This is a genomic window from Bacillus sp. RE35 (assembly GCF_052146655.1).
Taxonomy (GTDB): domain Bacteria; phylum Bacillota; class Bacilli; order Bacillales; family Bacillaceae_G; genus Bacillus_A; species Bacillus_A cereus.
In genome coordinates this window covers 633,291-650,301 of sequence record NZ_CP197377.1, presented here as the reverse complement: position 1 = coordinate 650,301, position 17,011 = coordinate 633,291, and the positions used below count along the sequence as shown (strand labels likewise).

The window sequence follows — 17,011 nt, the reverse complement described above, 5'->3', positions numbered from 1 at the left end:
ATTTATTTCCAACAAAAGATTTTCATAAAATGAATTATTAACAATATTAAAATGTAATTCTATTTTTATTATTTCACATTTTGATTATTCTGAAAATTAAACAAAAGGAGTATCTTTTCTCTAAGGATTCTATGCCTACATAGTACAAAAGAACTATCTTGTCCTTTATTCTTTGTGATACAGAATAAATCGACACGATAGTTCTTTGATAGATTTCTTATTTAATCTAGCGGAACCAATTGATTTCGAACTGCATAAATCACTGCTTGCGATCGACTTTTCACATTTAGTTTTTTAAAAATTTTATTGATGTGTATTTTAACTGTTTTATCACTAATATATAAAACTTCAGCAATTTCTTTATTACTAAGTCCTTTTACTAGTTCAAAGAGAATTTCCTTTTCACGTTCCGTCAGTTCATTTTCATTTGATTCTACTTTCATTTTTTGCTGATGATATGTAATTAATTTTTTAGTCATACGCGGATGAATAACTGAATCACCTCGATATAACATTCGAATTGCTGCTACTACCTGCTCTGATGAGGAATCCTTCAATAAATAACCATCAGCACCGGCCTGAAGTGCATCCATTAAATACTCATCATGTTCATACATTGTAAACACAAGTACTCGGCAACTCGGATAAATTTTTTTCACTAACTCTGTAGCTTCAATCCCATTTTTCCCTGGCAGGTTAATATCCATCAAAATACAATCTGGTCCGCATTCTTCTACTTTTCCCAATACTTCATCCCCAGAGCTAGCTTCTCCAACCACTTTCATATCAGATTCATCTTCTAGTATGCTCCGAATTGCATCCCGTAAAAAAGCATGATCATCTACTACTAATATTTTAATCATTTTACGCACCCCTTGTTTGTGAATCTGGAATTAACAGTGTAATTTCTGTCCCCTTTCCTATAGAACTATCAATCTGTAAAGTAGCCCCTAATTGGTCAGCTTGTTCATTCATATGTAATATACCATAATGTGGCTCATTCTTTGTTTTAACCATAGACTCAAATAGTGAAAATCCAACTCCATTATCCTTAACCCTTAAAAGAACGTGTTCACTTTGATAACTGAGTAAAACATCAGCCTTTTTTGCTTGTGCATGTTTTACAATGTTTTGCAAACTCTCTTGTAATGTATCAAATATAACTCTTTCTTTTGAAAAACTAAGCGCACGTGCATGACCTCTTTCATGATAGGTAATGTCTAGTTCATATTCTCGTTTTAAAGATTTTATTTTACTTGCTATTGCCTGCTTAAGGCCTAATTGTTGTGTCGGATATGGTTTTAAAGCATAAATAGAATAGCGAACTTCTCCTAGACTTCCTCTTAAATCTTTTATGCTTTTCTCAACTACTTGCTGCATATCTTTTGGTTTATCATGGTATTTTTTCCGTGCGGATTCTAGTTGGAATATTACCCCCGCTAATGTTTGCGCAATACCATCGTGAATTTCACGGGCAATTCTATTTCTTTCTTCTAAAATCATTCTTTTTTTCTGTTCAGAAATCAATATCCTTGTTTTAACAACGTTAGCTAATTGGTTAGAAAATGTAGCTAACGACTGTACATCTTCTGGAAAGAAACCCGCATTTCTACTTTTCCCTGCAACAAACATTCCGACTAATTCATCATTTACTATAAGAGGAAAATATACAAGTGAGCGTATAACACTATCAAATATTTCATCTCCAGGAGCCGTACCAATTTTCCAATCATTAAATACAAGATTTTTAGAAAGTTTCTCAAACGCCCTTAATATTTCTGAATCATCAGAAATATGAGAGCGCACTTTCCCATCTTTTAATAGAATACTCCAGTTCCCATCATCTTTTGTCCATATTACATATGCTTGTATGCCAAAAAAACCTTTAAGTGCTTGTTTAATATGTTTCAAATTTCCTCCAGTTAATCCTCGACTAATTTCGGTCGTAATAAGAAATAACTCATATAATCGTTCCTTCTCCATCCTTATCCGTACAGAAAAAGAACTAATAACTGAAGCTGCTACAAGTGGAAAAAAGAAAAACAGTACTGTAATCTCGTTTATTTCCACACTATATATACTAATTAATACATGCATCAGGGCCGCATAAGAGAAACCAAAAGTTTCGCAAAGAAATACCGTTACAGTTTTTTTATACCACTGATATATTGAATATGGCTGTGGAAGAAGTATCATCAACAAATCGTAAAAACGATTGTTGAAAAAACAAAAAAACACGCAAAATAATAACAAAGATATTAAATTTTCATATAGAACTGACATAACTATCTTATTAAGTAATAAGGACATACATTTGTTTGAAAACCATTCGGCCAAAATCAAACTAAGTGCATGCTGAGTACTATTAAATAACATTCTTTGTATCGGTGAACGACGATGCAGGTGAATAATTAGCGTTACGAGTACAATAGCAGTAATAGTTATATGGATTCCAAACTGCCAACTCATAGCATAGATTATCGGAAAAGTAAGCGAGCTAGTTCCTCTCCAAAATCTTACAGGAAAATACTCTGCAATCCCCATAAATAGTAACAACATTATTAGTATTGTTGAATGAGAAGGGATTTTAATTTCAAGTAAAGATATAGTTATAGTAACCAAACCAAGAAAAGAAATAAAATAAAGATAAGAACTAGCAATCTTTTCTCTCATAAAGATAGAATTTACATCCTTCAAAACAACCCCTTCTTTCTTTATAAAAACTTCATTTTCCCTATTATCCAATAAAAAACCGGCACTGGCAAAATGGAAGAACATCCACTAGCCAATCACCGGCTGTGTACTGTACCTAAAAAGGCAAGACACAATACTAGTATTATAAATCGCTTTTCTTAAATTTCCTATTCATCAAATGATGTAATTATGCATCCCGCTAGATTTACTCTCCTATAGTACAAAAGATATATATTAATATCGCAAATATATACGTTCTTTCCATTTCCCTACTTTTCTAAAAAATCCAAGCATAATTTTCTCACAAAAAACAAAAATTAACAGAAGTAATTTCAATGTAAAGGAGATGGAAAGTATGACCGAACAGAAGCACTCACAACAAGATAATAACAAAAAGCATATGTTTCCATCACTTCCGGAAAATATTAATTACATTGAAAATAAGCTATGTCACTCAGATGATATAAAAAAATTAGATGTCCCATTTCAAAACGGAAAAGGAACAATCTTATATATCGAATCTTTAGCAGACCCAAATTTGATTCACCAATTAGCTCTTGAGCCTTTATTAACTCGGTCGGATTTGGCTTTAGATAAAGCTTTTGCCACATTAAATATGAAAAAAGAAACGAATTTAAATTATGGTGTGCAGCTTTTATTACAAGGTAAATCCTTATATTTTCATGAACACGTCGACAGTTTTTTTATTTTCGAAACAGCTTTATCTTTAAAGCGAGATATAGCAGAGCCTGATAATGAAGGGATTGTGCGCGGTCCACATACTGGTTTTGTAGAGGATCTAGCAACTAATTTAGCTTCGATTCGTAAGCTCATAAAAAGTCCAAATATCGTCGTTAAATATTTCACACTTGGTGAAGAAATGCATACGAAAGTGGCAATTGCTTATATGCAAAACATAGCGAATGACGATTTAGTTACAGAAGTAAAAAGAAGGTTAGAAACGATTAAGACAGATGCACTTATGCCTCCAGGATATATACAAGAATTTATAGAGGATACGTCTTTCTCACCATTTCCGCAGCAATTAAATACAGAGCGTCCAGATAGGACCGCTGCAAATTTAATGGAAGGACGAGTTGCTATTTTATCTGATGGAGATCCCACAGCGCTTATCGTTCCTGTTACGTTATTTGCTTTCTATCAATCACCAGACGATTATAATAACCGCTGGATTGTCGGTTCTTTCGTCCGAATGATTCGCTTAGTGAGTTTCTTGATTGCTTTTCTCTTACCAGCTATATATATCGCAACCGTAGCCTTTCATCCTGATGTATTGCCGCTCGAACTTGTGTATACAATTAAAGCTTCATTAGAGAAAGTACCACTTCCTCCTATTTTTGAAGCTCTCTTAATGGAATTAATCTTTGAATTATTACGGGAAGCTGGTATTCGCTTACCAAGCCGAGTTGGACAAACAATCGGTATTGTAGGTGGTTTAGTAATTGGTGATGCAATTGTAAAAGCTGGACTTGTTTCTTATACGATGATTATTGTTGTAGCTTTAACTGCCATCTCATCTTTTCTCGTTCCATCAAACGATATGAGTTCAGCAGTTCGAATTCTTCGTTTTCCATTAATGATTCTTGCTGCTATATTCGGATACGTCGGAATATCATTCGGTCTAATTATAACTTTCGTTCATTTATGTCAATTACATTCATTTCATACGCCATATCTTTCTCCTGTTGCCCCGATGCGGATAAAAGATATGAAAGATTCTTTCGTAAGACTTCCAATTTGGTCGTTTTGGGAACGACCACATGATCCAAAACCGAAAAAAATGCAACGACAACATGTAACGAGAGAGGATGAGGACGGTGACAAACACGCAAAGTAAAATTTCGCTCGTTCAATTTACCTTTTTCGTTATTCAATGCCAAATCGGAGTTGGTATCCTTTCTCTACCTAACCGTCTTCACCCAATAGCAAAAGGAGGTGGATGGATTTCCGCTCTCGTCGCTGGGCTTGCAATTCAACTTATTATTTTACTTATGTGGCTTTTCTTAAAGCGATTTCCTGATGCAGATATGTATGAAAGCGTTTGTATGCTATTTGGTAATAAGTTTGGAAAACTATTAGGTTTTGCTTATGTTTTTTATTTTACGCTTATTGGTATGACGGTTATGTTGAATGCTTGTAATGTCATTAAAGTATGGATATTACAAGCTACTCCTTGGTCTGCCATTCTCATGCTATTTACGATAGCTTGCTGCTATATAGCCTATAATACATTTAAAGTCATCGTACGATTTTATGTCATGGCCTCTATCCTCATTATTCCAATGGCCCTTTTAATTGCCCTAGGGCTTTCCCGAGCTGATTTCTCTTATATTTTTCCCATTACAGAAGCCGGCTGGTGGAATATAATTCAAGCATCCAAGGAAACAATTACAGCCATGTATGGTTTTGAAATCATTCTTATCGCTTTTCCAAAAGTAAATGGCAGTTCTGTCGCAAAACTGAAGGCCATTTCTATCGCTAATGGATTTGTAACACTTTTTTATACTTTTACTGTTTGGATTTGCTTTATCGTATTTAGTCCAAAACAAATTGAGCTTATTCCAGAACCAGTTGCTTACTTATTACGCTCCTTACATATCGGAATTATAGACCGAACTGATTTACTATTTATACCAATTTGGATGATAACTGTTGCAGCTTCTATCGCTAGTTATTATTGCGCTGCTTCAATCGGAATAGGACATATATTCAATCTTGCTAATCATAAAAAAGCTGTTCCAATCATTGGTATTATTGCTTTTAGTGTAGCCTTATTTATAGATACACCTGAAGAATTAAAAGTAATCTCAACTTTCACTGATAAGTTCACCTATATTTTCATAGTTGTCCTTCCTCTTTTATTTCTACTTTATTCTGTGATACGAAATAAGAAAGGAGAACAGTATGTTCAAAAAAAGAGTTAAATTACTTTTTGTATTATGTACTAGTTCCCTCCTTTCTGGATGCTGGGATCAAGAACCATTAAGGGAGGCAAGGTTAGCTTATAGTATTGGATCTGATATTACGGAAGAGAATCAACTCCAGCAAACAATCGAGCTCGTAAAAAGTTCAAGCGGAGAGCAATCTTCATTCGAAAATGAAATACATTCAGCAACGGGGCATAACATAAGGGATACAAGCGATGCCCTAAAAAAAAATGTTACTGGGAATATTCGTTATTTTAAATATGGTGTTCAATTACTAGGAACCAAAATCCTAAAAAAAGGTATATTACCTTTTTTAGATGTCAGCTTTCGGGACCCAACAAACCCAACTGCTTTAGTAAAACTTATTGCAGTAGATGGTGAAACATCCGAGATACTAGAAAAAAAGAAAGTAGGAAATTTACTAATTGGAGATTTTCTAAAGAAAAAAGTGAAAAGCTTAGAAGATATGAGTGTATTTCCAAAAGAAACTTTAGAGACAGCTGCTACAAAAATGTTAGATCCCGGTAAAGACTTTACCCTCCCTTCTATAAAAATAAAAGGAAAAGAAGTAATTACAAACGGTCTAGCTTTATTTAACAATGATAAATTAACTGGGCATTTACCTTTGAAACAATCTGTTTTATTCGTATTATTAACCGGAAAAATGGGAACAAGTGCCCGTATAACCCAGAAGCTTACTAGCGATGAATCAGAGAAAACATCTGATTATTTAACAATGGAAATTAGCAACCGAAAGTTAAAACGAGACTTAAAAATAACAACAGATAAAAAAGGAAATGTTTATGCTCACATTAAGCTCCAACTAAAAGTTATAGCGCTTGAAGCTCCGAGAGATAATCTTTACAAAATGGATGAAAGAAAAAAACTAAATAAAGAATTGTCTAAACAACTTACGAAAGAAGCTAAAAAGATAACGAAAAAGTTACAAAAAGCAAACTGTGATGCTTTCGGTATCGGCAGACACCTTATCGCCTACCACCCTGACTTATGGAAGAAGAAAAATTGGAATAAAGATTATGCAAAAGTAAAATTCAAACCTGAGGTAGAGGTAAACATTTTGTACAGTGGTGTCCTAAAATAAAAGGTTGTATGCCGCATGGGCATACAACCTTTTTATTTCGTATATCGATACACAATTGATTCATATGGTCTTAAGCTAAGTTTTGTAATATCCTTGCTAGCATCTTTATAATTCGACAGTAGTATTTCTTGTTTCATTCCATCTAATTGAACGTGCGCTGGTACAGAGTACGTTATTTCTTCTCCATAGAAGTTATTTATAACAAGCAGCACTTCACTTTCTGTAGTACGAGTATATGCCCAAATCTTAGGATCATTTTTATCCAAAATAGCATATTCTCCTTCTGTAATTACATCATACGTTTTCCTAAGTTCTACTAACTTTTTATAATGATAAAATACGGACTCTTTATCTTCTAATGCCTTCTCTACGTTTATTTCTTTAAAGTTTTCAGCCGCTGAAATCCAAGGTGTACTTGTTGTAAAACCACTGTTCATCTCTTCATTCCACTGCATCGGAGTGCGAGAGTTGTCACGAGATTTTTGCTTTAAAATCCCGATAATCTCTTCTTTTGATAGCCCTTCTTTTAGCTTTATATCGTATATATTTAACGATTCCACATCACGATATTGCTCGATGGACTCAAATTTAGGATCCGTCATACCGATTTCTTCCCCTTGATAAATATAAGGCGTTCCTTGCAGCATGTGCATGGCTGTCGCTAACATTTTTGCAGATTCGTTTCGGTACTTTCCATCATCACCAAAGCGTGACACGATGCGAGGCTGGTCATGATTACACCAAAATAACGCATTCCATCCTCCGCCCTTTTGCATTTCAATTTGCCAGCTAGACATAATCTCTTTTAATTTAATAAAATCAAAATCAGCCTTCGTCCACTTATCACCATTCGGATAATCTACTTTTAAATGATGGAAACTAAACGTCATACTTAATTCATTACGCTCAGGGTTTGAATATTTAATACAATTATCAATTGTCGTAGATGACATTTCTCCAACTGTAATTACATCTTTTCCTGCAAAAACATTTCGGTTCATCTCTTGTAAATATTCATGAACACGCGGACCATCTGTATAATACTTGCGTCCATCACTTGTCGCAGTACTACCTTCATCGTTTAAGAAACATTGGTCTTTTGAAATTAAGTTAATGACATCTAATCGGAATCCTGTTACTCCTTTATCCAGCCAAAAACGCATCATATCATATACTTCTTCACGAAGTTTTTCATTTTCCCAATTTAAATCAGCTTGTGTTTCATCAAATAAATGTAAATAATATTGCTCCGTCTTCTCATCATATTTCCAAGCAGATCCACCAAACTTAGACTGCCAATTATTTTTTTCATCACGCCAAATATAGTAATTACGATATGGACTATTTTTATCTTCCTTCGCTTCTTTAAACCACTTATGTTCAGTCGAACTATGATTTACAACAATATCAAGCATAATTTCAATGTTACGTACTTTCGCTTCTGCTAAAAGTTCTTCAAACTCTTCCATCGTTCCGTAAGATGGATCAATGCTGTAGTAATCACTTACATCATATCCATTATCATTTTGTGGTGATTGGTATATCGGTGTTAACCATATATAATCCACTCCGAGTTCTTTTAAATAATCTAGTTTCTCTGTAACACCTTTTATATCCCCGGTTTCTCTATTGTAATAACTATTAAAGCTCTTCGGATAAATTTGATAGACTACACTTTTATGCCAATCCTTCATGTTTAACTTCCTCCTACTTCTGTTTGACTCTTTTTGCAAATAACCATGTTAAAGTAAATGGGATTACAACTGCAATAATCATTCCTACAATAAACATTGGAATCGATTTCGGAATGATAGAAATAAATGCTGGCAATCCGCCAATTCCGATAGCAGGCGCTAATACACCATTTAATGTAATGAATATCGCTGCCACAGCAGATCCTATAATCGCTGCATAGAACGGGAACTTATTTCGTAAATTCACCCCAAACATCGCTGGTTCTGTAATACCGAAGTATGCTGAAATGGCTGATGTTGATGCCATACTTTTATCATTTTGATTTTTAGAAATCCAGAACATCGCAAGTGCCGCACTACCTTGCGCAATGTTAGAAAGAGCGATCATCGGCCAAATAAATGTCCCGCCATGTTGTGCAATCAATTGTAAATCAATTGCAATAAACATATGATGCATACCTGTAATTACAAGCGGTGCATATAACGCTCCAAATAATACTGCTCCAACTACTGGTACTGTTTCATATACACCTACTAATCCTACTGTTAATAAATCTCCAATATGACGTGTAACCGGACCGATAATTCCTAGTGCTAACACACCTGTCACAACGATTGTTGTAATTGGTACAACTAATAATTGAATTGCATTTGGTACATGTTTCTTTAAGAAAATTTCCACTTTACTTAATACAAATGCTGCTACTAAAACAGGTAAAATTTGTCCTTGATATCCTACCTTCTCAATTTGGAATAGTCCTAAAATATTGAAGTACTCAATCTTTTGACCCTCTAAACCAGTCGCTGCTTTTCCATAGTCCCAAGCGTTTAATAAGGCCGGGTGCACAAGCATTAATCCCATAACAATCCCTAGTATTGGACTACCACCAAAACGCTTCGTTGCTGACCAACCGACAAGTGCTGGTAAGAATACGAATGCTGTATTGGCCATCATATTAATTAAATCCCAAAGCCCGCCTAAGTTCGGATAAACATCTAATAAATTTTTCCCATCAAAAAATAAGTCCTTTGCGCCTAATAGATTGTTAATACCCATTAGTAAACCAGCTGTTACGATCGCTGGTAATATCGGCATAAATACATCCGAAAATATTTTCACAAACTTTTGAGCTGGATTTAACTTCTGATTTCCAGAGTCTTTTACGTCCGCTACAGTCGATTCTTTCATACCTGCAAGCGTTATCAATTCAGCGTAAACACGATCTACATCCCCTGGACCAATTACAATTTGAAATATACCAGCGTTATGAAACGCTCCTTTCACTAATGAAACAGACTGTAATTTATCATTATCTATTTTACTTTCATCTTTTAAAGCGATACGGAGCCTCGTCACACAATGTGCAGCTTGTTCAATATTGTCTTTCCCACCAATATACTGCAACACTTCCTCTGCTGTTTTACGATAGTCTTTCCCCATATTCCCGTCCCTCTTTTCTTTTTTTGATACCGTTTACAATTACATATTAACTCGTATATATAAGTTAGTCAACACTCGTATATACGAGTTTGTGTTTTTTTTATAAAAAAAAGAGATGAAACAATATTTTGTTCCACCTCTTTACTTCCTGCGTGCCACATCCGAAAAGTGAAAAATATCTAAACGGTGGCGTGATTCTGTATATTCAAACTGACTTCCATCATACAAATGTGTAAAATTTTTCACAACGACAACATAGTCTGTTCCATTTAAATCTAAATACTTTCTGTCATCCTCTGTACATGGCTGTACTTCTATTACCCTCTGCGAATAACTAATATGTAGCCCAAGCTCTTTCTCGATGTATTTATAAATCGATGCAGTTGCAATTTCTTTCGTTAATCCTGGAATAAACTCAGATACAAAATGATTTATATCTAAAATTACTTTTTCTCCATCAATATTTCGTACACGTTTAATATGGTCAATCTCTGTTTTTTCTTTTACATTTAATAATTTCGCAATTTCTTTTGTGGCTTTTTCTTTGTCCATTTCCACAACTTCCGTAATACAATGACGTCCCAAACGTTCATTTTCTTCTTGGAAACTTACAATACCGCCAAAATTAAATTCAATATTTTTTCGCTTTAAAACAAAAACACCTTTTCCATGAATTTTTTGCACATATCCACGCTCTTGCAGTAAATCTACAGCTTTTCTTACCGTGCCTCGGCTTGCCTCATACTGCTTCATTAATTCTGTTTCTGATGGGATTTTGCATCCCTCTTTTAATTGTTTATTATCAATAGATTTACTGATTTCTGTATAAATTTGTTCATACTTACTCATCATCTACAATAGCCCCTTGTCACCTTCTAATTCTATATGTATTATAACATGCTTCACTCTTCTGCCAATCTCTCACTTATTTTCCAGTACAAGAAAAATATAGGTAAATATTTAATCTTTAAAACGTATTTTTATAAAAATTTTTATATTTTTCTTTTCATTCAAAAAAACATGTAGTATACTAACTTCAAAATCAGAGGAGAAAGGGAGCAAAGAACTATGCTTACTTATACAACAACTGTAGTTACATTTGCACAAAAACATCATCATCATACGTAACCCTTGAAACCTAGCGGAAAAATTACGCGTAGGTACAAGGGTTATTCCCGTTGTACCTACGCTTTGGCGAAAGAGCCATGTAGGTATTTTTTTATCTACATGGCTCTTTTTTTATTGTCAAAAAGCTAGTAAAAAATGATGTTTAAGCAAAACTTACTACAAAGGAGTTAACAAAAATGGAAACGAAAAAATGGGGATTATGGGTTTTAACAGCATTTGTTATCGGGAATATGGTTGGCGGTGGCGTATTTATGCTTCCAGCAAATTTAGCACAAGTATCAGGGCCAATGGGTTCTACACTCGCATGGAGTATTACAGGCCTTGGCGTATTTATGATTGCACTTGTATTTGGAAATTTAGCGGTTCGGAAACCAGAATTAAAAGCTGGACCACAAAGCTATGCTCAAGCGATGTTTCCTTCAAAAAAAGCTGGTAAAGTTGCAGGATATAGTATGGCATGGGGATATTGGGCTGCTAACTGGGCTGCAACAGCATCTGTTATTATTTCCTTTGCTGGATATTTATCAACATTCTTTCCAGTTTTACAAAGTAAGCAAATTCTTTTTTCAATAAATGGATTTTCACTGGAACTCGGAAAAGGATTAACTTTCCTCGTATGTAGCCTTATGCTGTGGGGAATTCAATATATTCTTTCTCAAAATATTGATCGAGCTGGAAACATGAATCTACTTGCTACCATTGCAAAAATTATTGGATTTACAATGTTTATTGTAATTACATTATTCATTTTCAACGCCTCTAATTTCGGAGACGGTCAAACCTTTATGAATGAAGCAGGACAATCAATCTCATTAGGTGGACAAATCAATTCAGCTGCTATTGCAACACTCTGGGCATTTATCGGTATTGAATCAGCAGTTATGCTTTCTAATCGTGCAAAATCACAGCGCGATGTAAAAAAAGCTACGATTTTCGGATTAATTATCGCTCTTCTTATTTACATGTCAATTACTTTACTTACAATGGGAGCTCTTCCGCAAGATGCTTTAAAAGAGTCTCAAAAACCATTAGTAGACGCATTAAATTTAGCAATTGGAAATAAAGGTGCATATATAATGGCTTTACTCGCTCTTATATCTTTATTTGGATCTACAGTTGGCTGGATTGTTGTTAGTTCAGAGGTACCTTACCAGGCAGCAAAAAATGGACTTTTCCCTAAGTTTTTCGGGAAAACAAATAAAAAAGGTAGTCCTTCAAAATCATTATTGATTACAAATGTAATGACGCAAATTTTCTTATTTTCAACGATTTCTGGTACTGTTTCAGAAGCGTATAGTTTCGCTATCGTCGTAGCAACATTAGCCTATTTAATTCCATACCTTGTTTCTACCTTGTACCAATTAAAATTAGTTATTACAGGAGAAACGTATGATATACTGCCAGGATCTCGAGTAAAAGATGGAATCATTACTACATTAGCGTTGATATACTCCATTTGGGTTATCAAAACGGGAACTGCTGATTTAAAAACATTCTTCTTAGGAATTGGATTGTTCGTATTAGGTCTTATTCTTTATCCAGTACTAATGAAAGACTCACAAAAAACGGATTAAATAAAGAGAAGCTGCTGGCTTCTCTTTTTTATTAAAAATCTGTAATTAACTTTTCTTTTAGCTCTCCTACAGATAAAGGTTTCGCATAATAAAATCCCTGTACATAATCACAGCTCATTGATTGTAACAAACTCTCTTGCTCTACTGTTTCTACTCCTTCAGCAACTACTGCTAAATTTAAACTATGAGCAATTTCAATAACGGATTTTACAATCGTTCGTTCTGGTTGTGCGTGATCATAATGAAATTCACGAATAAAATTACGATCAATTTTTACAATATCCAGTGGTAGTTGTTTTAAATAATATAAGGAAGAATAGCCAGTTCCGAAATCATCCAAAGCAATTAAAACACCCATATTTCTTAATTCTTGTAATGTAGCAATAATATAATCAAAATGGCGGACTGCAATACTTTCCGTTATTTCTAATATTAAACGGTTCGGAGGAAAACCAGTTCTCTTTAAAATGCTACGTACTGATAAAATAAAACGTTTCTGCATTAATTGTTGTATAGATAAATTCACAGATAACTTTAGTCCTTCTTGATAATTCGGCAATGTTTTAAACAAGCGACATGATTTTTCTAATACCCAGTCTCCTAGTTTTATAATAAGTCCAGACTCTTCAGCTACAGGGATAAATTCGCTTGGTGAAATAGGTCCGTCTTCTGTCATACAACGTACTAGAGCTTCTATACCAGAATATCTCTTCGTTTTCAAATCAATAATAGGCTGCAATGCTACATCTAACTCTTCATCACGAATTGCCTTTTGCAAAGCAAACTCAACTTTCATTCTACGATTTATTTTCGCGCGTAGCTCATCTGTAAAGAAACACGCAGCGTTTCTCCCCTGTTCTTTTGCACTATACATAGCTAAGTCAGAGTTTTTCAATAACGTTTCCACATCTTGTCCGTCTTGTGGATAAGAACAAAGTCCTAGACTAGCTGAAATGTATACTTCATGGCCTTCCAGCATAAATGGTGCCTGAAAACATGACAACACAGATGTCGCTAACTGACTCATATCATCTTGTCTATGATTTTTTGTTAACAGCACAAATTCGTCGCCACCTAGCCTAGCCAGAACATCTTTCTCTCCTAGTACATAATGCAACCTTGAAGCAACTTCACTTAAAAGTAAATCCCCTATCATATGACCTAATGTATCATTTACTAATTTAAAACGGTCCAAATCAAAGTAAATCATACCAAATTCTTTTTTATCTGCAATCAATTCGTTAACGGTCGTTATTAATTGTAAACGGTTAGGCAAACTCGTTAAAGCATCATGATAGGCAAGTTCCCTATAACGACTTTCACTTAGCCGCAATCTATGTTCCGCTTCTTTTCTACTACTAATATCATTTCGAATTGCGATAAACTGGTATGGCTCTCCTTTTTCATTTAAAAATGGAACAATTGTTGTTTTGACCCAATAATATGTACCATCTTTTGCTCGATTCCGAATCTCACCTGTCCATACTTTCCCATTCAAAATACGCTTCCATAAGTCTTGAAAAAAGGTTTTTGGATGATGTCCTGAATTTAAAATACGGTGATCTTTTCCAATTAATTCTTCTCTTTTGTATTTAGAGATTTCACAAAATTTATCATTTACATATGTAATAAGACCTTTTCGATCTGTAATTGCAACAATTGAAGACTCATCTAATGCTAACTTTAAATCTCGCAATGAAGAGTCATATAATGCATGACCTCTCTGTTCTAGCATGCGCATCTCTCCTTGCTTCTATCTGACTAAAACACAACCTGTTTCTCTTCATAGAAATAGAGATATTTCATTTTCTAATACTAGCCCATTACATAAATTATCTTTTTAAATAGACCGATTAAAATAACATAATATTATTTGTAATAAAAAGCAATATTATACCGTTCTAATTATAAATAGTAGCTTCTCATCTCCCTAATTATTTCGTACCTTATTATACTGCAATCCCTTTAAGTGGCTCTATGCAAGCCTTGTTTCCAACTAATACCACTCATATCTGATCTCTTTGTTTTTAATAACGAAATAGAAATTAGAACATACTACATAACTATTCACGAATAATAATATAAAACTCTACATCAATGTATATGTTTTTGAATTACAATAACAAAATATTAACATATTTTCACCTTAATTTTGGAAGTATTTTATAAATAAATACCGTATTAAACTAAAAAAGAGGATAGCCTCTTTTTTAGTTTAATACGAATATGGTATTTGCTGATAACCTGGGTATGGCATTGGATACGTTACAGGGTATGGCGACGGATAAGCTACTGGATATGGAGCCGGATAATACCCTCCACTTGTTGCACCTGTTAATGCACCAGCTGTCAGTCCGCCTAACACTCCTCCTGCAAAGCTTCCAGGGAAAAATCCGCCTCCCCATGAACTACCACCCCAGCCCCATCCGCCTCCGTGATGATGATGGTGATCATAGTGATTGTGTCCTCCATGGTGATGATGTCCACCGTTATGATTGTGCCCACCATGATTGTGTCCTCCATGATGATTTCGATAATACAATCCATTATTTTCTATATAATTCATGTTTCTCCGCTCCTTTTCGATTTTTTCATTTTCATATGCGTTAAGAGTGGGATAAAAAATGGGATAGTACACTGTATGTAGGACAAATGCGGAAAGTATAGGTGAAATGTCTATATTTTGTAAAAAAAGCAAAACACCTTATAATAAAGATGTCATATTACATCTTCTATTTAAGAAGTCTATATTGAAAAAAGATTAGGGGAATTATATAGAAATGAAGAAGCCTATCGTTCAATTACTATTAATATTTACAATTGTATCTATCGTTCTGTTCCTATTAAATACATCGTATATCTCGTTATATACATTTGTCGGTGCTCTATGGTCCATCACAATCGTAGGAATTTCATTCGTTATTTTTATAGAAAATAGATCTCCACAAAGTACATTAGCATGGTTTTTAGTATTAGCACTTCTTCCTATTATAGGTGTGCTATTATACGCTATTTTCGGGCGCAGCCGCTGGAGAAGAAAAAAACATCTCCATCGTTCAGAAGAACAAAGAAAATTATTCCGTGAAATATTAGAAGGAAGAAGACTAGAGTTATTACTCACAGTCCCACTAAATGAACGTTCCATACATTTAACAGAAGTCATACAAAAATTTGGAGGCGGTCCTGCTGCAGATAAAACAACTACAAAACTTTTAACAAACGGAGATCAAACATTTTCAGAAATTTTGCGAGCTATAGAGCAAGCAAAACATCATATACATATTCAATACTACATTTATAAATCTGATGAAATTGGTACAAAAGTTCGAGATGCTTTAATACAAAAAGCAAAAGATGGTGTTATTGTACGCTTCCTTTATGATGGCCTTGGAAGTAATACGTTAAGACGACGATTTTTGCACCCTATGAAAGAAGCTGGGATTGAAATTGTAGAATTTGACCCTATTTTTTCAGCTTGGTTACTTGAAACTGTCAATTATCGTAACCATCGAAAAATTGTTATTGTAGATGGCGAAATTGGTTTTACCGGAGGACTCAATGTCGGTGATGAATATCTTGGCCGTTCCAAGAAATTTCCTGTTTGGCGTGATAGTCATTTAAAAATAGAAGGAAAAGCATTATATAAATTACAAGCAATCTTTCTAGAAGACTGGCTCTATGCCTCTAGTGGTTTAAATACTTATTCCTGGGATCAATTCATGAATAGACAATACTTCCCAGGTAAAGAGATTTCAAATGCAGAAGGTGCTGTTCAAATCGTAGCAAGCGGACCAAGCTCCGATGATAAAAGTATTCGTAATACATTATTAGCTGTTATGGGTTCTGCAAAAAAATCCATTTGGATCGCTACACCCTACTTTATTCCAGATCAAGAAACTTTAACATTATTACGCTTAAGTGCAATTGCCGGAATAGATGTACGGATTTTATATCCAGGTAAAAGTGATAGCATCATTAGTGATCAAGCATCTCAATCCTATTTCACTCCGCTTTTAAAAGCTGGTGCTTCTATTTACAGTTATAAAGATGGTTTTATGCATGCAAAAATTGTACTCGTTGATGATACAATTGCAACTATTGGAACAGCGAACATGGATGTACGTAGCTTTGAATTGAATTACGAAATTATTAGTGTACTTTATGAATCAAAAACAGTTCACGATATTAAACGTGATTTTGAAGAAGATTTTAAACATTCAACTGAAATTAAATGGAACTCTTTCCAAAAAAGAAGTATAAAAAAACGCATATTGGAGTCTTTCATGAGGCTCATTTCTCCTTTACTGTAGGCAATCAACTTCATCTTGATTGCTTTTTCTTTTCCCTTTATCCTCCTTCCTTTTCTTTGCATACCATATTAAAACAAGTTATCATAAGATGTATTACTTTATGAAAATAATGTTAGGTGG

Annotated in this window: 12 protein-coding genes; 5 read left to right on the top strand and 7 right to left on the bottom strand. The window is 34.3% G+C overall.

Annotated features, from left to right (window positions below; all coding sequences use genetic code 11):
* Window positions 1-221 precede the first annotated feature (221 nt).
* Entirely contained in the window at window positions 222-863 is a 642-nt protein-coding gene (locus tag ACTL4X_RS03305; RefSeq protein WP_000590668.1) for a response regulator, read from the bottom strand.
* Between the two features lies 1 nt (window position 864).
* Window positions 865-2,697 carry a GAF domain-containing sensor histidine kinase gene (locus ACTL4X_RS03300; RefSeq protein WP_002182443.1) on the bottom strand — a complete coding sequence of 611 codons (1,833 nt, stop codon included), beginning with the start codon at window positions 2,695-2,697 and terminating at the stop codon, window positions 865-867.
* 352 nt (window positions 2,698-3,049) lie between these two features.
* On the opposite strand from ACTL4X_RS03300, the gene gerKA reads away from it, so the two are divergent.
* Genes gerKA through gerKC form a run of 3 tightly spaced genes read left to right on the top strand, consistent with a single transcriptional unit; the run spans window position 3,050 to window position 6,744 of the window.
* Window positions 3,050-4,552, top strand: coding sequence for a spore germination protein GerKA (gene gerKA, locus ACTL4X_RS03295; RefSeq protein ID WP_000139277.1), 1,503 nt, complete (start codon window positions 3,050-3,052; stop codon window positions 4,550-4,552).
* Window positions 4,533-5,639, top strand: coding sequence for a GerAB/ArcD/ProY family transporter (locus tag ACTL4X_RS03290; protein WP_000185798.1), 1,107 nt, complete (start codon window positions 4,533-4,535; stop codon window positions 5,637-5,639). Before gerKA ends, ACTL4X_RS03290 begins: the two co-directional genes overlap by 20 nt.
* Complete coding sequence (gerKC, locus tag ACTL4X_RS03285) at window positions 5,620-6,744, top strand: spore germination protein GerKC (protein ID WP_000474042.1); 1,125 nt, start codon at window positions 5,620-5,622, stop codon at window positions 6,742-6,744. Before ACTL4X_RS03290 ends, gerKC begins: the two co-directional genes overlap by 20 nt.
* 32 nt (window positions 6,745-6,776) lie before the next feature.
* Here gerKC and treC read toward each other — a convergent pair whose 3' ends face one another.
* From treC to treR, 3 genes are all read right to left on the bottom strand, one after another.
* Complete coding sequence (gene treC, locus ACTL4X_RS03280) at window positions 6,777-8,438, bottom strand: alpha,alpha-phosphotrehalase (protein ID WP_017657287.1); 1,662 nt, start codon at window positions 8,436-8,438, stop codon at window positions 6,777-6,779.
* A gap of 13 nt (window positions 8,439-8,451) precedes the next feature.
* The gene (treP, locus tag ACTL4X_RS03275) at window positions 8,452-9,879 is read right to left on the bottom strand and encodes a PTS system trehalose-specific EIIBC component (RefSeq protein ID WP_000513935.1); all 1,428 of its coding nucleotides are present in this window, start codon (window positions 9,877-9,879) and stop codon (window positions 8,452-8,454) included.
* 141 nt (window positions 9,880-10,020) lie between these two features.
* Window positions 10,021-10,731 (bottom strand): trehalose operon repressor, encoded by a 711-nt coding sequence (gene treR, locus ACTL4X_RS03270; protein ID WP_000987242.1) that lies wholly within the window; start codon window positions 10,729-10,731, stop codon window positions 10,021-10,023.
* 452 nt (window positions 10,732-11,183) lie between these two features.
* On the opposite strand from treR, the gene ACTL4X_RS03265 reads away from it, so the two are divergent.
* Complete coding sequence (locus ACTL4X_RS03265; RefSeq protein WP_000448469.1) at window positions 11,184-12,581, top strand: amino acid permease; 1,398 nt, start codon at window positions 11,184-11,186, stop codon at window positions 12,579-12,581.
* A gap of 31 nt (window positions 12,582-12,612) precedes the next feature.
* Here the strand turns inward: ACTL4X_RS03265 and ACTL4X_RS03260 are convergent, their stop codons facing one another.
* Both ACTL4X_RS03260 and ACTL4X_RS03255 read right to left on the bottom strand, forming a co-directional pair.
* The gene (locus tag ACTL4X_RS03260; protein WP_000893345.1) at window positions 12,613-14,316 is read right to left on the bottom strand and encodes a putative bifunctional diguanylate cyclase/phosphodiesterase; all 1,704 of its coding nucleotides are present in this window, start codon (window positions 14,314-14,316) and stop codon (window positions 12,613-12,615) included.
* Window positions 14,317-14,796: 480 nt separating this feature from the next.
* Window positions 14,797-15,147: a cobalt transporter gene (locus ACTL4X_RS03255; RefSeq protein ID WP_075718951.1), complete on the bottom strand. Its 351-nt coding sequence runs from the start codon at window positions 15,145-15,147 to the stop codon at window positions 14,797-14,799.
* Between the two features lie 214 nt (window positions 15,148-15,361).
* On the opposite strand from ACTL4X_RS03255, the gene ACTL4X_RS03250 reads away from it, so the two are divergent.
* Window positions 15,362-16,891 carry a cardiolipin synthase gene (locus ACTL4X_RS03250; RefSeq protein WP_000743025.1) on the top strand — a complete coding sequence of 510 codons (1,530 nt, stop codon included), beginning with the start codon at window positions 15,362-15,364 and terminating at the stop codon, window positions 16,889-16,891.
* Window positions 16,892-17,011: the final 120 nt, after the last annotated feature.

What these genes read in the sequence shown, in the direction of transcription:
- ACTL4X_RS03305 (WP_000590668.1), bottom strand. Translation starts at nt 863, where the DNA reads ATGATTAAAATATTAGTAGTAGATGATCATGCTTTTTTACGGGATGCA.
- gerKA (WP_000139277.1), top strand. Translation starts at nt 3,050, where the DNA reads ATGACCGAACAGAAGCACTCACAACAAGATAATAACAAAAAGCATATG.
- gerKC (WP_000474042.1), top strand. Translation starts at nt 5,620, where the DNA reads ATGTTCAAAAAAAGAGTTAAATTACTTTTTGTATTATGTACTAGTTCC.
- treC (WP_017657287.1), bottom strand. Translation starts at nt 8,438, where the DNA reads ATGAAGGATTGGCATAAAAGTGTAGTCTATCAAATTTATCCGAAGAGC.
- treP (WP_000513935.1), bottom strand. Translation starts at nt 9,879, where the DNA reads ATGGGGAAAGACTATCGTAAAACAGCAGAGGAAGTGTTGCAGTATATT.
- treR (WP_000987242.1), bottom strand. Translation starts at nt 10,731, where the DNA reads ATGATGAGTAAGTATGAACAAATTTATACAGAAATCAGTAAATCTATT.
- ACTL4X_RS03265 (WP_000448469.1), top strand. Translation starts at nt 11,184, where the DNA reads ATGGAAACGAAAAAATGGGGATTATGGGTTTTAACAGCATTTGTTATC.
- ACTL4X_RS03260 (WP_000893345.1), bottom strand. Translation starts at nt 14,316, where the DNA reads ATGCTAGAACAGAGAGGTCATGCATTATATGACTCTTCATTGCGAGAT.
- ACTL4X_RS03255 (WP_075718951.1), bottom strand. Translation starts at nt 15,147, where the DNA reads ATGAATTATATAGAAAATAATGGATTGTATTATCGAAATCATCATGGA.
- ACTL4X_RS03250 (WP_000743025.1), top strand. Translation starts at nt 15,362, where the DNA reads ATGAAGAAGCCTATCGTTCAATTACTATTAATATTTACAATTGTATCT.